The organism is Janthinobacterium sp. SUN120, from assembly GCF_030397735.1.
GTDB lineage: Bacteria > Pseudomonadota > Gammaproteobacteria > Burkholderiales > Burkholderiaceae_D > Janthinobacterium > Janthinobacterium kumbetense.
In genome coordinates, this window is the sequence record NZ_JAPUBW010000001.1 from 1,806,251 (window position 1) to 1,826,004 (window position 19,754).

18 protein-coding genes are annotated in these 19,754 nt (G+C 64.7%); 9 read left to right on the top strand and 9 right to left on the bottom strand.

The genetic code is table 11. From position 1 onward, the window contains the following. Positions 1-16 precede the first annotated feature (16 nt). Positions 17-292: a hypothetical protein gene (locus tag O0879_RS07885; protein ID WP_034757372.1), complete on the bottom strand. Its 276-nt coding sequence runs from the start codon at positions 290-292 to the stop codon at positions 17-19. 154 nt (positions 293-446) lie between these two features. Here O0879_RS07885 and O0879_RS07890 point away from each other — a divergent pair, with 154 nt between their 5' ends. Both O0879_RS07890 and O0879_RS07895 read left to right on the top strand, forming a co-directional pair. Next, complete coding sequence (locus O0879_RS07890) at positions 447-1,217, top strand: transferase spermidine synthase (protein ID WP_289915774.1); 771 nt, start codon at positions 447-449, stop codon at positions 1,215-1,217. A 154-nt stretch (positions 1,218-1,371) separates the two neighbouring features. Beyond that, positions 1,372-4,251, top strand: coding sequence for an EAL domain-containing protein (locus O0879_RS07895; RefSeq protein ID WP_289915776.1), 2,880 nt, complete (start codon positions 1,372-1,374; stop codon positions 4,249-4,251). Here O0879_RS07895 and O0879_RS07900 read toward each other — a convergent pair. The 5 genes from O0879_RS07900 to O0879_RS07920 form a co-directional block, all read right to left on the bottom strand. Next, entirely contained in the window at positions 4,241-4,489 is a 249-nt protein-coding gene (locus O0879_RS07900; protein ID WP_099664520.1) for a hypothetical protein, read from the bottom strand. The genes O0879_RS07895 and O0879_RS07900 overlap by 11 nt on opposite strands. A 9-nt stretch (positions 4,490-4,498) precedes the next feature. Continuing rightward, positions 4,499-5,380, bottom strand: a complete 882-nt coding sequence (locus O0879_RS07905; RefSeq protein ID WP_099664521.1) for a LysR family transcriptional regulator — start codon at positions 5,378-5,380, stop codon at positions 4,499-4,501. A 91-nt stretch (positions 5,381-5,471) separates the two neighbouring features. Beyond that, entirely contained in the window at positions 5,472-6,089 is a 618-nt protein-coding gene (locus tag O0879_RS07910; protein ID WP_289915778.1) for a hemolysin III family protein, read from the bottom strand. Between the two features lie 136 nt (positions 6,090-6,225). Next, entirely contained in the window at positions 6,226-7,731 is a 1,506-nt protein-coding gene (locus O0879_RS07915) for an NYN domain-containing protein (RefSeq protein ID WP_289915781.1), read from the bottom strand. Positions 7,732-7,842: 111 nt separating this feature from the next. After that, positions 7,843-9,030 (bottom strand): CocE/NonD family hydrolase, encoded by a 1,188-nt coding sequence (locus O0879_RS07920; protein WP_289915783.1) that lies wholly within the window; start codon positions 9,028-9,030, stop codon positions 7,843-7,845. Between the two features lie 168 nt (positions 9,031-9,198). Here O0879_RS07920 and O0879_RS07925 point away from each other — a divergent pair, with 168 nt between their 5' ends. Beyond that, a complete protein-coding gene (locus tag O0879_RS07925; RefSeq protein ID WP_289915785.1) occupies positions 9,199-9,570 on the top strand; it encodes a flagellar basal body protein in 372 nt (123 codons plus the stop codon). A 37-nt stretch (positions 9,571-9,607) separates the two neighbouring features. Here O0879_RS07925 and O0879_RS07930 read toward each other — a convergent pair whose 3' ends face one another. Further along, complete coding sequence (locus O0879_RS07930) at positions 9,608-10,207, bottom strand: TetR/AcrR family transcriptional regulator (RefSeq protein ID WP_289911585.1); 600 nt, start codon at positions 10,205-10,207, stop codon at positions 9,608-9,610. Between the two features lie 139 nt (positions 10,208-10,346). On the opposite strand from O0879_RS07930, the gene O0879_RS07935 reads away from it, so the two are divergent. Genes O0879_RS07935 through O0879_RS07945 form a run of 3 tightly spaced genes read left to right on the top strand, consistent with a single transcriptional unit; the run spans position 10,347 to position 13,236 of the window. Continuing rightward, positions 10,347-11,408: a sugar phosphate isomerase/epimerase gene (locus O0879_RS07935; RefSeq protein WP_099664526.1), complete on the top strand. Its 1,062-nt coding sequence runs from the start codon at positions 10,347-10,349 to the stop codon at positions 11,406-11,408. Positions 11,409-11,443: 35 nt separating this feature from the next. After that, positions 11,444-12,310 carry an alpha/beta hydrolase gene (locus O0879_RS07940; protein WP_289905513.1) on the top strand — a complete coding sequence of 289 codons (867 nt, stop codon included), beginning with the start codon at positions 11,444-11,446 and terminating at the stop codon, positions 12,308-12,310. Beyond that, complete coding sequence (locus O0879_RS07945; protein WP_289915786.1) at positions 12,307-13,236, top strand: alpha/beta hydrolase; 930 nt, start codon at positions 12,307-12,309, stop codon at positions 13,234-13,236. Before O0879_RS07940 ends, O0879_RS07945 begins: the two co-directional genes overlap by 4 nt. A 51-nt stretch (positions 13,237-13,287) precedes the next feature. Here the strand turns inward: O0879_RS07945 and O0879_RS07950 are convergent, their stop codons facing one another. Both O0879_RS07950 and O0879_RS07955 read right to left on the bottom strand, forming a co-directional pair. Next, positions 13,288-13,824: a molybdopterin-dependent oxidoreductase gene (locus tag O0879_RS07950; RefSeq protein ID WP_289915788.1), complete on the bottom strand. Its 537-nt coding sequence runs from the start codon at positions 13,822-13,824 to the stop codon at positions 13,288-13,290. Between the two features lie 30 nt (positions 13,825-13,854). After that, positions 13,855-15,861, bottom strand: coding sequence for a TonB-dependent receptor (locus tag O0879_RS07955; RefSeq protein ID WP_289915789.1), 2,007 nt, complete (start codon positions 15,859-15,861; stop codon positions 13,855-13,857). Between the two features lie 277 nt (positions 15,862-16,138). Between O0879_RS07955 and O0879_RS07960 the strand changes: the two genes are divergently transcribed. From O0879_RS07960 to O0879_RS07970, 3 genes are read left to right on the top strand one after another with little or no spacing between them, the layout of a single operon-like run. After that, positions 16,139-16,963 (top strand): IclR family transcriptional regulator, encoded by an 825-nt coding sequence (locus O0879_RS07960; protein ID WP_099664531.1) that lies wholly within the window; start codon positions 16,139-16,141, stop codon positions 16,961-16,963. A gap of 39 nt (positions 16,964-17,002) precedes the next feature. Beyond that, on the top strand, positions 17,003-18,157 hold the full coding sequence (locus O0879_RS07965) for an acyl-CoA dehydrogenase family protein (RefSeq protein WP_034782861.1): 1,155 nt from the start codon (positions 17,003-17,005) through the stop codon (positions 18,155-18,157). Positions 18,158-18,168: 11 nt separating this feature from the next. Next, positions 18,169-19,707, top strand: a complete 1,539-nt coding sequence (locus tag O0879_RS07970) for an AMP-binding protein (protein WP_289915795.1) — start codon at positions 18,169-18,171, stop codon at positions 19,705-19,707. Positions 19,708-19,754: the final 47 nt, after the last annotated feature.

Genomic DNA, 19,754 nt, shown 5'->3' on the forward strand with positions numbered 1-19,754 from the left:
GGCGCGGCAGGCCAGGTCAGATTTCGTGTTCGACATTGGTGCTGCCGTCGCCGATCTTGCTGGCCCACGCCTGCACGAAATACTGTTTTTCCACCTCGCTGGGCGCCTCGTGCCAGAAGACGATGAGGGTGCCCTTGTGGTCGTGGATTTGCGCCACTTTCTCAATGAAGCCGACGTTGGCGGCCTGGTCGGCCAGCGCCGCCGCGTAGCCGTACACGCGCGTCAAGCGCTCGATGCGGTCGGGCTCCGTAAAACTGTTCGTCGCCGTAATGATGGGGTGATCCAAAAACATGCTTGTCTCCATGGTGCCCGACTGCGCGGCCGTGCCGCCGCGCGCCGATATACGCATGCTCGGCGCGGATTAATCGGGTATGCTCACGGGAGCTTATCAGATTTCTCTGAATGCAACAAAGCATCTCCCCCAGTCCACTCAGCGAAGTCGTCCCATGCCGGAAAACAGAAGCACTACCCCGCTTGCCCCGCAGGTGCATACCTGTGGCGACCGGCGCCGCCTGGAATTCCAGCCCGGCATGATCCAGAGCGAAATGCTGCTGTCGCGCCCCGACCATCTGCTGCTGCGCTATGCGCGCGCCATGATGTGCTTTACCCTGTTCGTGCCCCGTCCCCGCCACATCCTGATGGTGGGACTGGGCGGCGGTTCGCTGCTGAAATTCTGCCACCGCCACCTGCCCGACACCCGCATCACGGTGCTGGAACTGCGCGCCGACGTGATCGCCCTGCGCGAGCAATTCATGCTGCCGCCCGATGACGCGCGCCTGCGCATCATCGAGACGGACGCCGTCAGCTATATCCGCCAGCATCCGGGCTGCGCCGACGTGCTGCTGCTCGACGGCTATGACGAAACGGGCTTGCCGCCGGCACTGGGCAGCGCGCGCTTCTACGCGGACTGCCTGCGCGCCCTGCTGCCCGGCGGCGTATTGGTAGCCAACCTGTTCAGTTATGACGAGCACTACCCCGCCATGCTGGCGCGCCTGATGCTCACCTTCCGTGGCGCCGTGTGCCACTTCGACGGCATCGCCGGCAATAACCGCATCATCTTCGCCGCCAGGCCCGGGCAAGGCGCCGACGGCCGCGCCGTGCGCGTGGTGCGCCTGGTGCGCTGGCGCCGGGTATGCGGCCTGGCTTTCCTGAACCGCTGGCTGCCGGCATGGCAGTTGTGGCGCCTGCGCCGCCGGTCAGGCGCGGGCAGCGACTGAAAGTCGTCTTCCCCGGTCATAGATATTGTTGCTTATTGGCAGTAATTTGGTGCAAAATCCGCATGATGGATGTGGTTTATGACAAACTACCGCCTGCGTGGGGCCGGCAGGCGCCGCCGAACCCAAGTGTCCATGAAGTGAGATAGGAAAAACCATGCTGCGTGGCCGCCTGCCATTGTCGATTTCCGCCGCGGCCGCGCTGACCTTTGCCTGCGGCGTCAGCGTGACGGCCGTGCTGTTTGCCGCCATCAGCCAGCTCGAATACGACAAGATGGGCCTGAGCCTGCAGCAGCGCGCCGGCGCCAGGGTGGCCGCCATCGAGCAGGGACTCGACGACGCGGTCGAGGTGCTGACGACAACGAACCAGCTGTTTGCCGCCGTCGTGCCCGTCACCCGGGAACAGTTCCACGACTTCACCACGCCGCTGCTGCAGCGCCACCCGTTCATCCAGGCCTTCAATTTCCACCGCATCGTGCCGCATGCGCAGCGCGCCGCCTTCGAGACGGAGTTGCGCCGCATCGTGCCCGACTACGCCATGACGGAAATGCGCGCCGGCGTCGTCGTGCCGGCGACGACGCGCGCCAGCTACCTGGTGGTCGACTACCTCGAACCCCTGCAGGGCAACCGCCCCGCCTTCGGCCTGAACGTCAGCCCGAGCGGCGTGCTGGCGCGCGCGCTGGAACAGGCGATCGTCAGCGGCCAGACCACCGCCACCGGCCTGCTGGCCCTGGCGCAAGGGCCGCAACGGGGCTTCGTCATCGTGCGCCCCGTGTACCGCCACGGCGTGCCCCTGCAAACGATACAGCAGCGGCGCGCGGCGCTGATCGGCGATACGGCCGTCATCGTGCGCGCCGGAGAACTGGTGCAGAAAATCCTCGCCGGCGCCGACCTGCTGGGCGACTCGCAGCTTGAACTCAGCGTCTACGCGGACGCCGGCGCCGACCCGCACCAATTGATCTTCCGGCATGGCCAGGCGCCTGCCGACGAACCTGGCGGTGCCTGGGAGTCGCTGCCCCGCTGGCTGCACTTTGCCTACCACAGCCATTACGACCGGGCCTTCGTTTCCGCCGGCCGGCCCTGGCATGTGCGCGTGGTGGCCCATCCGCGCCCCTTCCTGGCCGACCATCTGGGCTCCCTGTTCACCCTGATCACGGGTTTGCTGTTCAGCGTACTGACGGCCGCCTTCGTGCAATCGCTGACGCAGCGCTCGCGCCGCGTGCAATTGCTGGTGGAGCAGCGCACGGCCGACCTGAAACGCAGCAATGAGCTGCTCAGCGCCGACGTGCGGGCGCGCCAGCGCACGGAGCGCGCCTTGCAGGAAAGCGAAAAGCGCTTCCGCCGTCTGCTGGCCCTGTCTTCGGACTGGTACTGGGAACAGGACGCCAACTTCTGCTTCACCCACATCACCAGCGGTTTCACGGACAAGTCGAACATGCCGCTGGAACGCTTCATCGGCATGACGCGCTGGGACAACAACCCGGAAATGCGCAATTCGCGCTGGGGCAAGCAGCATATCGCCAACCTGGAAGCCCACCTGCCCTTTTCCAACCTCGAATATGCGATGCACGACCGCGATGGCCAGCTGCGCTGGTTCAGCATCAATGGCGAGCCGCTGTTCAACGAGCTGGGCGACTTTCGCGGCTACCGGGGCACGGGGTCCGAAATCACGGAACGCAAGCTGGCCGAGCAGCAAATCCAGCACATCGCCCACCACGACGTGCTGACAGGCTTGCCCAACCGCGCCCTGCTGCGCGACCGCCTGGCGCAAGCGATGGCCCTGTCGCGCCGCAAGAACCGCGCATTATGGGTGCTGTTGATCGACCTGGACCGGTTCAAGTTCGTCAACGACAGCCTCGGTCACAAGGCGGGCGACCTGCTGCTGAAAACCATCGCCACGCGCTTGCAGTCCAGTCTGCGCGAAAGCGACACGGTGGCGCGCCTGTCGGGCGATGAATTCGTCGCCATCCTGTGCGAGCAGGCCGACGAAGTGCTCAGCGGCGCCATCGTGCAGCGCGTGATGGATGCCGTAGCGCAGCCGGTGCTATTGGATGGCAAGGAATTTTTCGTCACCTGCAGCATCGGCGTGGCCGTCTACGACATGTCGCGCTACGACGCGCCCGGCGACGTTACCCTGAATGGCGAGACGCAGAACCTGATCGAGCAGGCCGACATCGCCATGTACTGCGCCAAGAAACAGGGCCGCAACAATATCAAGTTCTACACGACGGCCATGAACCAGGCCACCCTGGAGCGCCTGCGCATCGAGACGGCGCTGCGCAACGCCCTGGAACGCGAGCAGTTCGTGCTGCATTACCAGCCGCAGGTGGACCTTGCCAGCGGGCGCATCGTCGGCGTGGAAGCGCTGCTGCGCTGGCAGCATCCGGACCTGGGCATGGTGGCGCCGCAGCGCTTCATCGCGCTGGCCGAGGATACGGGCCTGATCGTGCCGATCGGCGCCTGGGTCATGCGCGAAGCGTGCGCGCAGGTGAAGCGCTGGCATGCGGCGGGACTGGACACCTTGCGCCTGGCCGTGAACCTGTCGGCGCGCCAGTTCAACGAGCCGAACCTGGTCGCGTCGATCGCCGACGTGCTGCTGGAAACGGGCTTGCCGCCCGCCTGCCTGGAACTGGAACTGACGGAAAGCCTGTTCATGCACGACGTGGCGCTGGCCGTCAGCCAGCTGCACGACATGAAGGCGCTGGGGGTGCAGCTGTCGATCGACGACTTCGGCACCGGCTATTCCAGCTTCGCCTACCTGCGCACCTTCCCCATCGACGTGCTGAAGATCGACCGCAGCTTCGTCGGCGACGTGGCGCGCGACGCGGACGACGCGGCCATCGTCGTATCCATCATCGCCCTGGCGCACAATTTGAAGCTGCGCGTGGTGGCCGAAGGCGTGGAAACGGCGGAGCAGCTCGATTACCTGCGCCGCCATGGCTGCGACGAGGCGCAGGGCTATTATTTCAGCCGGCCGCTGCCCGCCCATGAGGTGGAAGCCCTGCTGCGGGCGGAAGAATCGCACGTCATGCTGTAGGCGACGGCGGCACCCTTGCCCCGAGTTCGAGCTCGTCCCAGTCGTCGTCCAGGCCGGATTGCGCCAGCAGGGAAGCCACATCCGTGGCATGCGCCGGATCAATGTCCTGCTCCGGATGCGGCCACACGAAATCGCATTCCGTACAGACGATCACTTGCTGGCCCGTCTTGCGGACCGTGGCGTGCACCAGGTCGCCATATTCGTCGCAGGTGGGGCATTGCATGCCATGTGCGCTCATGTCCGGGCCTTACAGTTTCTGTTGCAGGAATTCGAGGAAGCAGCTGATGCGCTGCGCCAGTTGCGTGTTGCGGTAGTAGACGGCGTGGATCTGCTGGCGGTAGCCCGTGTAAAACGGCTGCAGCACCCGCACCAGCCGGCCGGCCGCGATGTCGTCCTTCGTCATGAAGTCGGACAGGCAGACGATGCCCTGGTCGTGCAACGCCAGCTGGCGCAGGGTTTCGCCGCTGGACGCGGCCAGCGCCGGCACGATCTGCAGGCTGTTGCCCGCTTCGTGGCGCAGCGGCCAGTTATTCCCCAGCTCATATTGCGCAAAACCCAGCAGCGCATGGCCGGACAGCGCTTCCGGCGTGGCGGGTTCGCCGTGACGCGCCAGGTAGGCGGGCGTGGCCAGCACGTGCAGCGGGCTGGCACTGAGCGGGCGCGCATGCAGGGTCGAATCGACCAGGGCGCCGATGCGGATGGCGATATCGGTGCGGTGTTCGAGCAGGTCGGCGATCTGGTCGTTGCTGGTCAGCTCCAGGCGGATGTCCGGGTACATGGCGCGAAACTCGGCCACGTGGGGCACCACGCAATGGAGCATGAAGGGCGAGGCGGCATCGACGGACAGCCGCCCGGCCGGCTTCTGGCGGCGGATGCGGATCGACTCTTCCACGTCTTCCATCGACGCGAGGATGGCGCGCGCCTTGTCCAGGAACAGCTGTCCCTCTTCCGTCAACTCCATGCGGCGCGTGGTACGCGTCAGCAGCGACGTGGCCAGCTTGTCTTCCAGGCGCGACAGGGCGCGGCTGACGCCCGATGTGGTTTGTCCCAGGTGCACGGCGGCCGCGCTCAGGGTGCCGCTGTCGATGACGGTGACGAAGATTTTCAGGTCGTCCGAATTGATATCCATTGTTGCCTTATTATTGCCGCATTGTTGCGCTATTTTCACATATCGCGCCATTATAATGGAATCATGGCAACAGTGATGGCAAGGGATAACGTCAGGCAACGTAGAACAAAATGGCGATAAAATGACAGCTACTGCCGCCCAGCACGAACAGGTGCCAGATGCCGTGGCCATGGCGCAGCTTGTGGTCGGTGGCATAGAAAGCGATGCCGCCCGTGTAGCACAGCCCGCCTGCCACCAGCCACAGGAAGCCGTTCCACTCGAGCGCCGCCAGCAGCGGCTTGATGCCGATGACGATCAGCCAGCCCATGGCCACGTAAATCACCAGTGACAGGATGCGCGCGCCTTTCGCGTACACGTATTCCTGCACGATGCCCAGCAAGGCCAGGACCCAGACGACGCCGAACAGCGACCAGCCCCACGGCCCGCGCAGGGTCACCAGCATGAAGGGCGTGTATGTGCCCGCGATGAGCAGGTAGATGGCGCAGTGGTCGAGCCGCTGCAGCACGGCCTTGGCCTTGCCGCGCACGCTGTGGTACAGGGTGGAAGTGAGGTAGAGCGTGAGCAGCATGGCCGCATACACGCTGCAGCTGACGATTTTCCAGGGGTCGCCCGTGCGGGCCGCCGCGACGATCAGGATGACGCCGCCGATGGCCGCCAGCGCGGCGCCCACCGTATGGGAAATGCTGTTGAACCGTTCACCGTGGTACATGCTTAACCGCCCGCCGCGTTAAAAACAGGCTCATCGTACACGCTTGGGGAGATCGGGGTGCGCGGTTTGCGCAAGGCAGGGGCCGGAAAAGCGGGGGCGCATGCGCTTGCCGCCCCGCTTGTTGCCGTTCAGGCTATCAGGCAGCTTCCGCCTTCTTGCGCGCGGGACGGCGCGCCGGCGTCTTGCGCGGCGCCTTGGCCGGCTTGTCTTCCGCCACGGCAGCCACTTCCACCGGCGCCGCTTCAACGACAGGCGCAGCTTCCACCACAGCTTCGGCCGCCTTCTTGGCCGGTTTCTTCGCCGCAGCCGCCTTGCGGGCCGGCGTGCGCGGCTTGGCCTTTGGCTTGGCTTCGGCGGCGGCTTCCACCGGCACTTCGGCTACCGGCTCAGGCGCAGGCACGGCTTCCACCACCGGCGCCACCTCGACGGCGACGACTTCGGCGCGCGCTTCGCGGGCGCCATCGCCATTCTTGCGGCCACCGCGGCCATTGCGGCGCGAACCGCGCTTGGCGTTGCCCTCTTCTGCAACCACCTCGGCCACCGCTTCGGCGGCGGCTTCGGCTACTTCGTGCTGGACTTCCGGCTGCGGCGCCGGCGCATACTGCTCGATGATGACGGCTTCGGCGTCGGCCACCGGCACGAAGGCCTGTGGCGCGGACTCGCCGCGGCGTTGCTCGTTCTGCTTGCGGCCGCCACGGCCATTGCGGCGCGAATCGCGGCGGCTGCCGCCTTCGCGGTGATTGCCCTCTTCCGCCGCCACGCCGGTCTCGCCGCTGACCTCATTGGCTGTATCCGCGTTCGCGGCGGCCGGCACGGCCACCAGGCCGCTGCTGCGGTAGACATAGGCACCCGATTTTTCATCGCGGCCAAATTCCAGCAAGCCGCGCGTCTGCGCCTCTTCCAGCAGGTTGCCGAAGGTGCGGAAACCGTAATAGGACTCGCTGAAGTCCGGCTTGCGGCGCTTGATCGCTTCCTTCAGCATCGAGGCCCAGATCTTGCCGCTGTCGCCGCGTTCGGACACCAGCGCGTCGAAGGTCTCGACAGCCATTTCGATCGCTTCCGTCTTGCGCGACTCGTATTTTTCCTTGCGGCGCACTTCCTCGTCCGGCGAGCGCTTGGCGGCAGGCGTGTCGCGCGCGTCGCGCTTGGCGGCCGTGCGGCGGCTTTCGCGCACCAGGTCATCGTAGAAAATGAATTCGTCGCAGTTGGCCACCAGCAGGTCGGAGGTCGACTGCTTGACGCCCACGCCGATCACCTGCTTGGCGTTTTCGCGCAGTTTCGACACGAGCGGCGAAAAATCGGAATCGCCGCTGATGATGACGAAGGTGTTGACGTGGGCCTTGGTGTAGCACAGGTCCAGCGCATCGACCACCAGGCGGATGTCGGCCGAATTCTTGCCGGACTGGCGCACGTGAGGAATTTCGATCAGTTCGAAGTTCGCTTCATGCATGGTGCCCTTAAAACTTTTATAACGGTCCCAGTCGCAATATGCCTTCTTGACAACAATACTGCCCTTGAGCAGCAAGCGTTCCAGGATGGGCTTGATATCGAATTTTTCGTAATTTGCATCTCGCACGCCGAGCGCGACGTTCTCGAAGTCGCAAAACACGGCCATGCTGAGGTTTTCTGGGGATGACGCCATAAGGGTGAATTCTCGCTGATGATAAGGGCGGACGGGAAGCGCAACGCCTCCCTTTTCGCCTAGTATATTCGCCCATCCCCCGTTTCGGCGACAACTATCGTGCGCGGCGGCCTATTGCGCGCCGCCGGCGGCGCTTGCGCTGGCGCCGGCGAGCGGCCAAACGACGCTTTCATCGACCGAATACAGCTGGCACGGCAGGCTGCTGCGCCGCTGGCACGAGGCCAGCGCGCGCACATCGGGACTTTCACCCTCCTCGGCCCAGCCCCAGGCGCCGCTGGCCGACAGGGCAAAGGCGCGCGGCGCGGTTTTCTCCAGGAAGACGCGGTAGGCGGCGCGCCCCTGCTCTTCCAGGTAGGGCACGGCGGCGATATCGTCCTGCAGCGCGAAATGCGTGGCGGGCGGAGACGGCGCATCGGCCACGCGGTAGACCTGCCGCACCGGCATGCCGATTTTCTGCAGGAAGCGCTCGGTGGCGGGCAACCACACGGCCACGCCGTCGCGGCTGCCCAGGGTCAGGTGCGCGTCGCGCTTGAACGGGCCATAGGCGAGCAATTGCGCCCGGCCGCCCGAACCGGTAAAGGAATTGAACAGCCGCCGCACCAGCGCCGGCGAAAAATACGAGTCATTCGCGCCATACAGCCACAAGCTGGGGATGTGGTTGTAGGCGCCCAGCGTGGCGAAGGACTTGGCCAGCGCCCCTTGCCAGTCGCAGCCGGGCATGTCGACGCGCAGGCCGCCGGAAAAATTGAGCACGCCCCGCACGCCGGGCAGCACCCGGGTGGCCAGCGCCAGCGCCGCCATGCCGCCATACGACTGGCCCGCGACGACGATGCGTTCCGGGTCGACCCAGCTCTGGCGCCGCGCATACGCGAGCGCAGCCAGCACGTCGCGCGCCTGGCCCTGGGCGTTGCCCAGCATGTCGCAGCCAAAATCGCGGTAGGCGCCCGTGGAGCGCGCAAACCCGGCGCGCATGGGCAGCATCACCGCATAGCCGCGGCGCACGAATTCAGCGGCCATATAGATGAAGCGCTCGCGCGCCTGCAGTTTCGCCGGCCCGGCCTGCTTGCCGTGATTCATCAGCAACAGGGGAAACGGGCCGGGGCCGGCGGGGCGGAACACGGTTGTTTCCAGCACGTCGCGCAAGCCGTCGCCGGCCGGCACCATGATGACCTGCTCGTTCAGGCGCGCATCGAGCGGCAGTGAGGCAGAAGCAGGCTGGGCTTGCAGGGTCAGACAAGACCAGCTGAGCAGCAAAGCCAGGCAAAGGCGGCGTACGAGGGGGGAAATGGCAGGCTCCATGCGAGATTTCCCAGCCAGTCTAGGCAGTGAAAGGGCGCAGGACAATATTAAAACATTATGGATGGGTAACTTTTTTTGCGGTCATCGACGACGCGGAAAAATGTTGCCTTGCACCAACCACATAGCGCCCGCATGGGAGTAAACTAGGAGCATTCTGAAGGAGCCGCCATGTCCATATCCGCCCTCACCACCGGTACCTCGGGGCTGACCGCCAACCAGCGCGCGCTGGATGTGGCCGCCAACAACATCGCCAATGCGAATACGCCGGGCTTCCAGCCGCGACAAGCCGAGTTCCAGGAGTCCAGCCCGGCCGGCACGGGCGTCACCCTCTCCGTCGAAGGGCGCAAGCTGGCCGCCGGCGAAAGCGTCAGCGGCGCCAATGCGAATGCGGCCAAGGCGGCCGAAAGCCGGCCGAACGGCGTGGGCCTGGCGTCTGAACTGACGGATAACCTCGTCTACAAGGCCGGTTTTAATTTGTCGGCGAATGTCGTCAAGGCGGCCGACCAGGCCCTGGGCAGCCTGATCGACGTCAAGACCTGAAGCAGCAGACATCCACGGCGACTATCGGCAAGATAGTCTAATTTTTCATTTCCAGCGCCAAGGGCGCCATCGCCGGCGTGATCAGCGCCAGCAGCCGTTCGGCGGGAATGCCGTCGCGCGCCTGCACCGACAGGCCATGCAGCAGCGCCGCATAATAGTCGCCCAGCGCCTGCACGTCCGCCTCCTCTTTCAATTCTCCCGCCAGCTGCGCCGCGCGCAGGCGCTCGATGACAGCCTGCGTGCGCGCGCGGCGGTGCTGCGCCAGCCAGTCGGCGATGCCCGCGTTGTCCGCGCTCGTATTCGTGGCGGCCGTGACCACCATGCAGCCTTGCGGCTGCCCGCTGCGCGTATATAGCAGCACGGCTTCTTCCAGCATGCGCGCCACGGCGTCGCGCACATTCAGGCTGGCCGCCAGCGCATGCACGGCAAATGCGCCCTCGCCCGTTTCATACAGTTCCACGGCTTCGCGGAACAGCTGCTCCTTCGAGCCGAACGCCGCATAGATGCGCGCCGAGGCAATGCCCAGCGCCGCCACCAGGTCGGCCATCGATACGCCTTCATAGCCGCGCGTCCAGAACGCGTCGCGCGCTTTTGCCAGCGCCAGCGCGCGGTCAAATTCCCTCGGTCTTCCTGCCATTTTCATCCTCTGCTTGCAAACTGGCGGCCAGTATAACGCTTGCAAGCCATACCGATTCCGCATTTATTTTGCATCACGGCCTTGACCGTGCAGAAAATTTCGCCTATTCTTTGTCGATCGACAAACAATAGGAGCCGATATGAAAACCATCCAAGGACCAAGCCTGCACCTGGCACAATTCGCCGCCGATACGGCGCCCTTCAACACCCTGCCCGCCATCGCCGAGTGGGCGGCCGGCATGGGCTTCAAGGCCCTGCAGATCCCCGCCTGGGATGCACGCCTGTTCGACGTGGCGCAAGCAGCCCACAGCCAGCAATACTGCGACGACCTCGTCGCCATGCTGGCCAGCCATGGCCTCGTCATCAGCGAACTGACGACGCACATCCTCGGCCAGCTGGTCGCCGTGCACCCGGCCTACGACGCGCTGTGCGACAGCTTTGCGCCGGCACACCTGCACGGCCAGCCGGCGGCGCGCACCGAGTGGGCCATCGAGCAAGTGAAACTGGCGGCCATGGCCTCGAAGCGCCTGGGCCTGACCGACATGGGCACGTTCTCCGGCTCGTTCGCCTGGCCCTACCTGTTCCCGTTCCCGCAGCGCCCGCCCGGCCTGATCGAGGCGGCCTTCGACGAACTGGCGCGCCGCTGGCTGCCCATCCTCGACGTGTGCGAAGAACAAGGCATCAACCTGTGCTACGAAATCCACCCGAGCGAAGACCTGCATGACGGCATCAGCTTCGAGATGTTCTACGAGCGCGTGGGCCGCCACCCGCGCTGCAAGATGCTGTTCGATCCGAGCCACTTCGTGCTGCAGCAATTGAACTACCTGGAATTCATCGACATCTACAAGGACCATATCCGCATGTTCCATGTGAAGGATGCGGAATTCAATCCGACGGGACGACAAGGCATCTACGGCGGCTACCAGTCGTGGGAAAACCGCGCCGGACGTTTCCGCTCGCTGGGCGACGGCCAGGTCGATTTCAAGGCGATCTTCTCGAAGATGGCGCAAAACGACTACGCGGGCTGGGCCACGCTGGAATGGGAATGCTGCCTGAAGGACCAGGAAGTGGGCGCGCGCGAAGGCGTGGCGTTCATCAACGCCCACATCATTCCCGTAACCGACAAGATCTTCGACGACTTCGCCGGCGCCCCCGTCAGCGCGCAGCAGATCAATACCCTGCTCGGCATCACGCACAACTAATCAACTAATTAACTGAATCAATACAAGGACTTGCCATGCATCAGAATGAAGACAGCTACACCCACGACTATGTGCGCATCGACGGCCAGCGCCTGCATTGCGTCATCGCCGGCGAAGGCAAACCCGTGCTGCTGATCCCCGGCTGGCCGCAAACCTGGTACGCCTGGCGTTACGTGATGGCGGCCCTGGCCGCCCAGGGCTACCAGGCGATCGCCATCGATCCGCCCGGCAGCGGCCACTCGGAACGTCCGGCCGGCGGCTACGACACGGGCGCCGTTGCCGCCACCCTGCACCGCGCCATGCTGGCCCTGGGCCATGCGCAGTACGATGTCGTCGGCCACGACATCGGCATGTGGGTCGGCTATGCGCTGGCCAGCGACTTCCCGCAGGCCGTGACGAAACTGGCGCTGACGGAAGCCGTCATTCCCGGCCTGGCACCCGCGCCGCCGATTTTTGTCGCGCCGTCCGACAACATCTTCCTGTGGCACTTCATGTTCAACCAGGTGCTGGACTTGCCCGAGATGCTCACGGCCGGCAAGGAGCGCGAATACATCCGCTTCATCCTGGACCGCTGGTCGTACCGCCGCGACAAGGTGGCCGTCGACGTATATGCGGACGCCTACGCCACACCGGGCGCCCTGCGCGCGGGCTTCGCCTACTACCGCGCCATTCCGGAAACCATCCGGCAAAACCTGGAGCGGGCGAAAAAGAGCCTGGCCATGCCCGTGCTGGCCATCGGCGCCGACCATGCGACGAACGACGCGCCATTGCTGACCATGCAGGGCAAGGCGGACATCTTGAAAGGCGCCATCGTCGCCGAATGCGGCCACTTCATCATGGAAGAACAGCCGGAAGCGTTCATCGCCCACCTGTTGCCGTTCCTGGCGGGAGAAGCCGCATGAGCCTCGATCCGCTGATCGCCGCCTGGCTGGAACAGACAAGGAATGCGCCGCCGCCCGCCTCGCTGGCGGACTTGCGGGCCGCCACGGAAACGGGGCTGCGCCAGCTGCACGGGCCGCTGGAAGACGTCGCCTCGATCAAGGACTACGTGCTGCCTGGCGAGCACGCGCTGACCGTGCGCGCCTACGTGCCCGCCGGCGCGGACACAAGCAAGCCCCTGCCGGCCATCGTCTTTGCGCATGGGGGCGGCTGGTGCCTGTGCTCGCTGGACCTGTACGATAATCCGTGCCGCGCACTGGCCAACGCCACCGGCTGCGTGATCTTTTCCGTCGACTACCGGCTGGCGCCCGAGCACAAGTTCCCCGTGCCGCTGAACGACTTTTACCGGGCAGTCTGCTGGGTGGCGGACCATGCCGAGGCGCTCGGCATCGATGCGAAGCGGCTGGCCGTGGGCGGCGACAGCGCGGGCGGCAACCTGGCGGCGGCCGCGGCCCTGATGGCGCGCGACCAGGCCGGTCCCGCGCTGGCGCACCAGTTGCTACTGTACCCGGCGCTCGATTTCGCCTTCGACACGCCGTCCTACCAGCGCTATGCGGAAGGCCATTCGCTGACGCGGGAAGCCATGCGCTTTTGCTGGTCGGCCTACCTGAACGAGCCGGCTGACGGCGCGCAGCCCTATGCGGCGCCCCTGCGGGCAACGTCGCTGAAGGACTTGCCGCCGGCGACCGTGCTGGTGTGTGAATACGACCCGCTGCATGACGAAGGCGAGGCCTATGCGCGGTATTTGCGCGACGACGGCGTGGCGGCGCAATGCGTGCAGCTCGACGGCATGATCCATGCGTCGATCCACATGCTGGGCTTGACGCCAGCGGCGCGCGGCCTGTTCGACGTGGCGGGCCAGGCCATGCGGCAAGCGCTGGCGGCATAAAAAAACGCGCCGGGGATGGCTCCACGGCGCGTTTTTTCCATCAGCTTATCGTCACTCCACCAGCTTGCGCACCTCGATGCCGTTCAGCCACTTCACGTGGCGCGGTCCCGTGCGGATGTCTTTTGCCGAAATGAGGGCGATTTCGCCATCGTTGTCGTCGAGCGTCTTGCCGTTTTTTTCGTAGTAGACGATCACGCCCTCGCCGGCCGGCGAGTTATACAGCTCGCCCCAGGAAAACACCACCGCATAACCATCGGTTGCCGTGGCGATGATGGCGAGCTTCTTGACGTCGTTGTGGCCCGGCGCATCGAGCACCGCCTTGTCGAGGATATCGCGCAGGAGCACGCCCTTGTAGCTGGTGATGGTTTCGGCCTTGTCTCCGTTATGGCGCGTGACGGCGATTTTCCCACCGTTGGCCGGCGGCAGCTGGCGCAGGTCGACCACCTTCAGGGTCAAGGGCGTTTCCACCACGCCCGTCACGGTCAGCGCGTGGCTCATGTTGTCGCGCGCCGGCGCCGGGTCTGCCCATGCGGGCACCGCGGCCAGCAGTGCCGCCGAAACGAGGCTTGTCAGTATTGTCTTCAACATGCTGTGTCCTTTCATGAAACATTCAAAAAATCAGAATTGGTACTGCGCATTGGCCAGCCAGGTGCGTCCAGCGCTGGGAAAACCGTCGGCCAGCGCGTAATTGCGGTCGCCCAGGTTCGCCACGCCCGCTTCCAGGGTCAAGGCCGGCAAGGGACGGTACACAGCCTTCAGGTTCACGGTCGTAAAGCCGCCGAGTTCCAGGGTGTTCGAGACCCAGCGCCCGCTGTTCGTTTCCGCGATGGCCACCAAGTCCACCTGGCGCGCCGCGTGCAGCACAGCGTGCGCCGTCAGCTTGTGGCGCGGTACGTCCGTCAGACGCGTGGCGCGGTCGCTGACGTTCTTCATGTCCGTGTAGGTGTAATTGCCGCCGAAATCCAGCCAGGCACCAGCGTTGCCGCGCAAGCCAAGTTCCAAGCCGCTGATGTGCGCCCTGCCCGCGTTGCGCATCTGCGAGCGCACGCCCGAGACATTCGCCACGCTCTGGATCTTGTCCTTCACGTCGCTGTAGAACAGCGCCGCTTCCACCTTGGCGCCCTGCACGTTTCCTTGATACCCCAGCTCATAATTCATCGCCTCTTCCGCGCGCAGGGCCGGGTTTTCGATATACGTGCCCAGGCGCTGCGAGTAGCGGTCCTTCAGGGTCGGCAGGCGCGACTTGCGCGCCACGGTGGCGTACACGCGCGCATCAAGACCGACCTTGCGGAACAGTCCCGCCTGCAGGTCCGTGGCCGATTGATTGGCTGGCAAGGTGTAGGCATTGCCGGCGCTGTAGACAGTGTCCGGGCGCAGTTCATTGCGCGAGACGCCCAGCGACAGTTCCGTCGCCGCATCGAGGGCGATGCTGTCTTCCGCGCCCAGGGTCCACAAGGCATCCTTGTACCAGGTGGTGCGCACGCCTTTTGCATCGAGTTCCTGGTGTTCGTCGGCCTTGTAGCTGGCCACAAAACGCAGGCTGTGCGCGGCCAGGCGGAACGATTCGAGTTCCACCGCGCCGCCATTCGTACGGTCGTTATAGATGCTGCGCCCGCCGCTGACGCTGCCCTGGCCGCTGGTTTTCAGGGTCGCGTAGCTGCCGTTCGTGTAGGAGGTGATTTCATTGTCGTAGCTGTCGTGGTACAGGCGCAGTTTCAGGCGCTCGGCGTCGCCCAGGCGCGTCTGCGAGACGAAGTACACGCTTTCCTTGTTCCAGTACGGCCATTGCCAGTAGCGCGCGCCCACGGGATTGGTCGATGGCGGCTGGCCCTTTTCGCCATGCTGCTTATAGTAGCTCAGTGCATACTCGTCGCCTGCCTGCGCGCCATCGGGCGTGTAGCCCACCTTGAACGACAGTTTATGATCCTTGCGATAGGAATTGTTGCGCGTGCCGCCGTCTTCCGTGGCCGTGGGGCGGAAGTCCGACGACATGGGAAAACCGTCGCTGTCGATATACGACACGCCCGCCTGCAGATACCACAGGCCCTGGTTGGTGCCCACGTTGGCCGACACCCGGCGCTCGCTGCCCGAGCCGAAACCGATGGACGTATCGCCTTCCATCCGCGCGGACGGCTTGCGCGACACCAGGTTGATGGCGCCGCCCAGGGTATTGGCGCCATACGCCACGGAACTGTAGCCCTTGGCCACCTGAATGGCGGCCAGGTCGTTGGTGGTGAAGCGGTTGAAATCGACATAGCCGTCGTACGGCACGTAGACGGGAATGCCGTCGATGTACAGCGGCACCTGGCGCGCATCGAAGCCGCGGATGGCGACGGTTTTTTCATTGCGCGAATTGGTCGACAGCGACACGCCGGACAGCAGATTCAATGCATCGCCCACATTGTCGCGGTTAAAGCGGCGCATCTCGGCGCGGTTCACTTGCGCGCCCACCTGTTGTTCCATTTGGCCTGCCTGCTCGCGCTGGCCGATCACCGTCACCGTGCCCAGCACGAACGGCGCCGCCGCATCCACGCCATCGTTGCCCGCCGTTTGCTGCGCCTGCGCCGTCTGTGCCATTTGCGCCAGCGCCAGCATCACGGCGCCAGCCATTACCTGTTTCAACATCGTCTAGATCTTTCCACTCTCGTTATATATCGTCTTATATAGCGATACTCAAAAAAGCGGCCACGCATGCGGTGGCCGTCACCCAACAGCGCAATATACAGACGTATATAGCGATGCTCAAGCGACAAGACCAAAAGCACGCGCGCAGGTCAATTTTTCACGCTTTTTTCATGCACCGCAGCATTTCGCTGTGCGAACGAATGTTTCACAAAACGATTGACATGCCAGATTCGGCTAGGCAAACTGATTTCCAGGGAGCCTGAAAATGAATGCAAATATGACAAATATTCAGACCGCAGCAGATCCGGAACTCATCGTCTTCAGCGATGACGAGGAAGGCAAGGACCGCCAGTTCGTCAACGCGCTGGCGCGCGGGCTGGAAGTGCTGCGCTGCTTCCGTCCCGGCGAAGTGTTCCTGTCGAACGCGGACATGGCCAAGCGCACGGGCATCCCGAAACCGACGATTTCACGCCTCACCTATACCCTCACCAAACTGGGCTACCTGAATTACTCGGACAGCCTGGGCAAGTACCAGCTGGGCGCCGGCGTGCTGGCCCTCGGTTACCGCATGCTGTCGAACCTGGACGTGCGCAAGATGGCGCGCCCGCTGATGGAAGAACTGGCCGAACATGCGCAAGCGTCCGTCTCGCTAGGCACGCGCGACCGCCTCAGCATGGTGTACGTGGAAACGTGCCGCAGCAGCGCCAACGTCACCCTGCGCCTCGACGTCGGTTCGCGCATCCCCCTGATGACGACCGCCATGGGCAAGGCCCTGCTATGCATCCTGCCGCAGGCCGAACGCGACTACCTGATGGATCACGCCAGGGTGCACGAGACGGAACGCTGGCCGCGCATCAAGGCCGGCATCGAACAAGGCTTCAAGGATTACCAGGACCGGGGCTTTTGCATCTCGGCCGGAGAATGGCAGAACGACGTGCATGCCGTGGGCGTGCCCATGCTGGGTGCCGACGGCGAACAGGTGATGGCCTTCAATTGCGGCGGCCCCGCCTTTTTGCTGTCGCGTGAAAAACTCGAGTCCGACCTGGGACCGCGCCTGGTCGCCCTGGTCAAGACAGTGGAAAAAAACCTGGGCCGCGGTTAGACTGCGCGCCCCCTCTTAATTACAGTACCGAGGACCCCGATGATACGCGACGAAGAAACCCTGAACATTCTGCTCGACAGCATCGCCCGTTTCGTGCGCGAAGTGCTGGTGCCGAACGAGGCGCTGGTGGCCGAAACGGATACCATCCCGCCCGCCATCGTGGCGCAGATGCGCGAACTGGGCCTGTTCGGCCTGTCCATCCCGGAAGCCTACGGCGGCCTGGAGCTGAGCATGGAAGAGGAAGTCCGGGTCGCGTTTGAAATCGCCCGCACCTCGCCCGCCTTCCGTTCGCTGATCGGCACGAACAACGGCATCGGCTCGCAAGGCATCGTTATCGACGGCACGGAAGCGCAAAAACAATACTATCTGCCTAAGCTGGCGGCCGGCGAGATCATCGGCTCGTTCGCTTTGACGGAAGCGGGATCGGGTTCCGACGCCGCGTCCCTGCGCACGACGGCCGTGCGCGACGGCGACTTTTATATCCTCAACGGCAGCAAGCGCTATATCACCAACGCGCCCGAGGCCAGCATCTTCACCGTCATGGCCCGCACGGACCCTGTCAAGCGGGGCGCCTCGGCCATTTCCGCCTTCATCGTGGAAAAGGACACGCCCGGCCTCTCGCTGGGCAAGATCGATAAAAAGATGGGCCAGCAAGGCGCGCATACTTGCGACGTCATCTTCGAGAACTGCCGCGTCCCGGCCGCGAATATCATCGGCGGCAAGGAAGGCGTGGGCTTCAAGACGGCCATGAAAGTGCTCGACAAGGGCCGGCTGCATATCGCCGCCGTCTGCGTGGGCGCGGCCGAACGCATGCTGGCCGACGCCCTGGCGTATGCGATGGAACGCCAGCAGTTCGGCCAGCCCATCGCCGAATTCCAGCTGATCCAGGCCATGCTGGCCGACAGCAAGGCCGAAATCTACGCGGCGCGCAGCATGGTGCTCGACGCGGCGCGCCGCCGCGACAACAAGGAAGATATTTCGACGGAAGCGTCGTGCTGCAAGCTGTTCGCCTCCGAAATGTGCGGCAGGGTGGCCGACCGCTCCGTGCAGATCCACGGCGGCGCCGGCTATATCAGCGAATACGCGGCCGAACGCTTCTACCGCGACGTGCGCCTGTTCCGCATCTATGAAGGCACGACGCAGATCCAGCAGATCGTCATCGCACGCAACATGATCAAGGCAGCGCAAAAGTGAAGGAGGCCGCCATGGACATTCCCGCCCTGCTGGCCGGCTTGCCGGCGCGCCTGTCGGCCATTCCCGCCCACTGGGCGGCACGCGCGCCGGACGCGCCCGCGCTGCATGAAGCTGGCCGCAGCTGGACCTATGCGCAGCTGCAGCACAGTGTGGAAGATGCCGCTCGGCTGCTGCGTCAGCTGGACGTGCGCGCCGGCGACCGCCTGATGGTGGTGGGCGAGAACGGCGCGCTGCAGGTGGCGCTGATCTTCGCTTGCGCCAGCATCGACGCGTGGATCGTCAACGTCAACGCGCGGCTGTCGGCGCGCGAAATCGATACCATCGCCACGCACAGTTCCGCGCGGCGCGTGCTGTTCCTGGCCGGCGCCTCGCCGGAAGCTGCCGCGCATGCTGCACGTCTGGGCGCGGCCAGCGCCACGGTCGACGGCATGGGCGAGCTGCTGGTCGGCGACTTGAACGAGACAACTATCGTCGAAGACACGGTCCCCGGCAACGAACAGGTGGCCGCGCTGATCTACACGACAGGCACGACGGGGCAGTCGAAAGGCGTGATGCTCACGCACCGCAACCTGCTGTTCATCGCCGCCGTGTCCAGCACATTGCGGGGATTGAGCAGCACCGACCGCGCCTACGGCGTGCTGCCGATTTCGCACGTATATGGCCTGGCCTCGGTGGCGCTCGGCACCCTGTATGCGGGCGCCGCCCTGTACCTGGTGCCGCGCTTTTCCGTCGACGGTCTGCTCTCGGCCCTGAAGGACGACGAGCTGACCATCGTGCAGGGCGTGCCCGCCATGTACGCCAAGCTGCTGCAAACCCTGGGCGGCGCCGATACCCCGCTGCCGACGAAGCTGCGCTTCGCGTATGCAGGCGGCTCGCCGCTGGCGCCGTCGCTCAAGCACGAGGTGGAAAAGCTGCTGGGCACCGCGCTGCACAATGGCTACGGCATGACGGAAAGCGCGCCCACCATCAGCCAGACGCGCCTGGAAGCGCCGCGCCGCGACGATTCCGTCGGCACGCCGATACCGGGCGTGGAAGTGCGCGTGGTGAGCGTTGACGGCCTTGATGTGGCACCGGGCGAGCCGGGCGAACTGTGGATACGCGGGCCGAACATCATGGCCGGCTATTACCGGGAACCGGCCATGACGGCGGCCACCATGCGCGATGGCGGCTGGCTCAATACGGGCGACATGGCGCGCCAGGATCCCGACGGCGCCCTCTTCATCGTCGGCCGCACCAAGGAGCTGATCATCCGCTCCGGCTTCAATGTGTATCCGCTGGAAGTGGAAACGGCGCTGAACGCCCACCCGTCCGTGGTGCAGTCGGCCGTGGTGGGCCGCACCGAGGCCGATGGCAACGAGGACGTCATCGCCTACGTGGAGCTGGACCCGCGCCAGCCCGCCAGCGTGGCACAATTGCAGGCCTGGCTGGCGCAGACCCTGTCGCCATACAAATGCCCGTCCGCCATCATCGTCATGGACGCGCTGCCGGCCGCCGCCACGGGCAAGATTTTAAAGGGGCAGCTGCGGCAAATGGCGCAGAATGCACGATAAGTTGACCATGTATTACCAGAACCGACAATAAAACCAAGCCACATCAC

Bases quoted from the DNA above. Each gene is read 5' to 3' on its own strand.
- O0879_RS07885 (WP_034757372.1), bottom strand. From the start codon at position 292: ATGTTTTTGGATCACCCCATCATTACGGCGACGAACAGTTTTACGGAG.
- O0879_RS07890 (WP_289915774.1), top strand. From the start codon at position 447: ATGCCGGAAAACAGAAGCACTACCCCGCTTGCCCCGCAGGTGCATACC.
- O0879_RS07895 (WP_289915776.1), top strand. From the start codon at position 1,372: ATGCTGCGTGGCCGCCTGCCATTGTCGATTTCCGCCGCGGCCGCGCTG.
- O0879_RS07900 (WP_099664520.1), bottom strand. From the start codon at position 4,489: ATGAGCGCACATGGCATGCAATGCCCCACCTGCGACGAATATGGCGAC.
- O0879_RS07905 (WP_099664521.1), bottom strand. From the start codon at position 5,380: ATGGATATCAATTCGGACGACCTGAAAATCTTCGTCACCGTCATCGAC.
- O0879_RS07910 (WP_289915778.1), bottom strand. From the start codon at position 6,089: ATGTACCACGGTGAACGGTTCAACAGCATTTCCCATACGGTGGGCGCC.
- O0879_RS07915 (WP_289915781.1), bottom strand. From the start codon at position 7,731: ATGGCGTCATCCCCAGAAAACCTCAGCATGGCCGTGTTTTGCGACTTC.
- O0879_RS07920 (WP_289915783.1), bottom strand. From the start codon at position 9,030: ATGGAGCCTGCCATTTCCCCCCTCGTACGCCGCCTTTGCCTGGCTTTG.
- O0879_RS07925 (WP_289915785.1), top strand. From the start codon at position 9,199: ATGTCCATATCCGCCCTCACCACCGGTACCTCGGGGCTGACCGCCAAC.
- O0879_RS07930 (WP_289911585.1), bottom strand. From the start codon at position 10,207: ATGGCAGGAAGACCGAGGGAATTTGACCGCGCGCTGGCGCTGGCAAAA.
- O0879_RS07935 (WP_099664526.1), top strand. From the start codon at position 10,347: ATGAAAACCATCCAAGGACCAAGCCTGCACCTGGCACAATTCGCCGCC.
- O0879_RS07940 (WP_289905513.1), top strand. From the start codon at position 11,444: ATGCATCAGAATGAAGACAGCTACACCCACGACTATGTGCGCATCGAC.
- O0879_RS07945 (WP_289915786.1), top strand. From the start codon at position 12,307: ATGAGCCTCGATCCGCTGATCGCCGCCTGGCTGGAACAGACAAGGAAT.
- O0879_RS07950 (WP_289915788.1), bottom strand. From the start codon at position 13,824: ATGTTGAAGACAATACTGACAAGCCTCGTTTCGGCGGCACTGCTGGCC.
- O0879_RS07955 (WP_289915789.1), bottom strand. From the start codon at position 15,861: ATGTTGAAACAGGTAATGGCTGGCGCCGTGATGCTGGCGCTGGCGCAA.
- O0879_RS07960 (WP_099664531.1), top strand. From the start codon at position 16,139: ATGACAAATATTCAGACCGCAGCAGATCCGGAACTCATCGTCTTCAGC.
- O0879_RS07965 (WP_034782861.1), top strand. From the start codon at position 17,003: ATGATACGCGACGAAGAAACCCTGAACATTCTGCTCGACAGCATCGCC.
- O0879_RS07970 (WP_289915795.1), top strand. From the start codon at position 18,169: ATGGACATTCCCGCCCTGCTGGCCGGCTTGCCGGCGCGCCTGTCGGCC.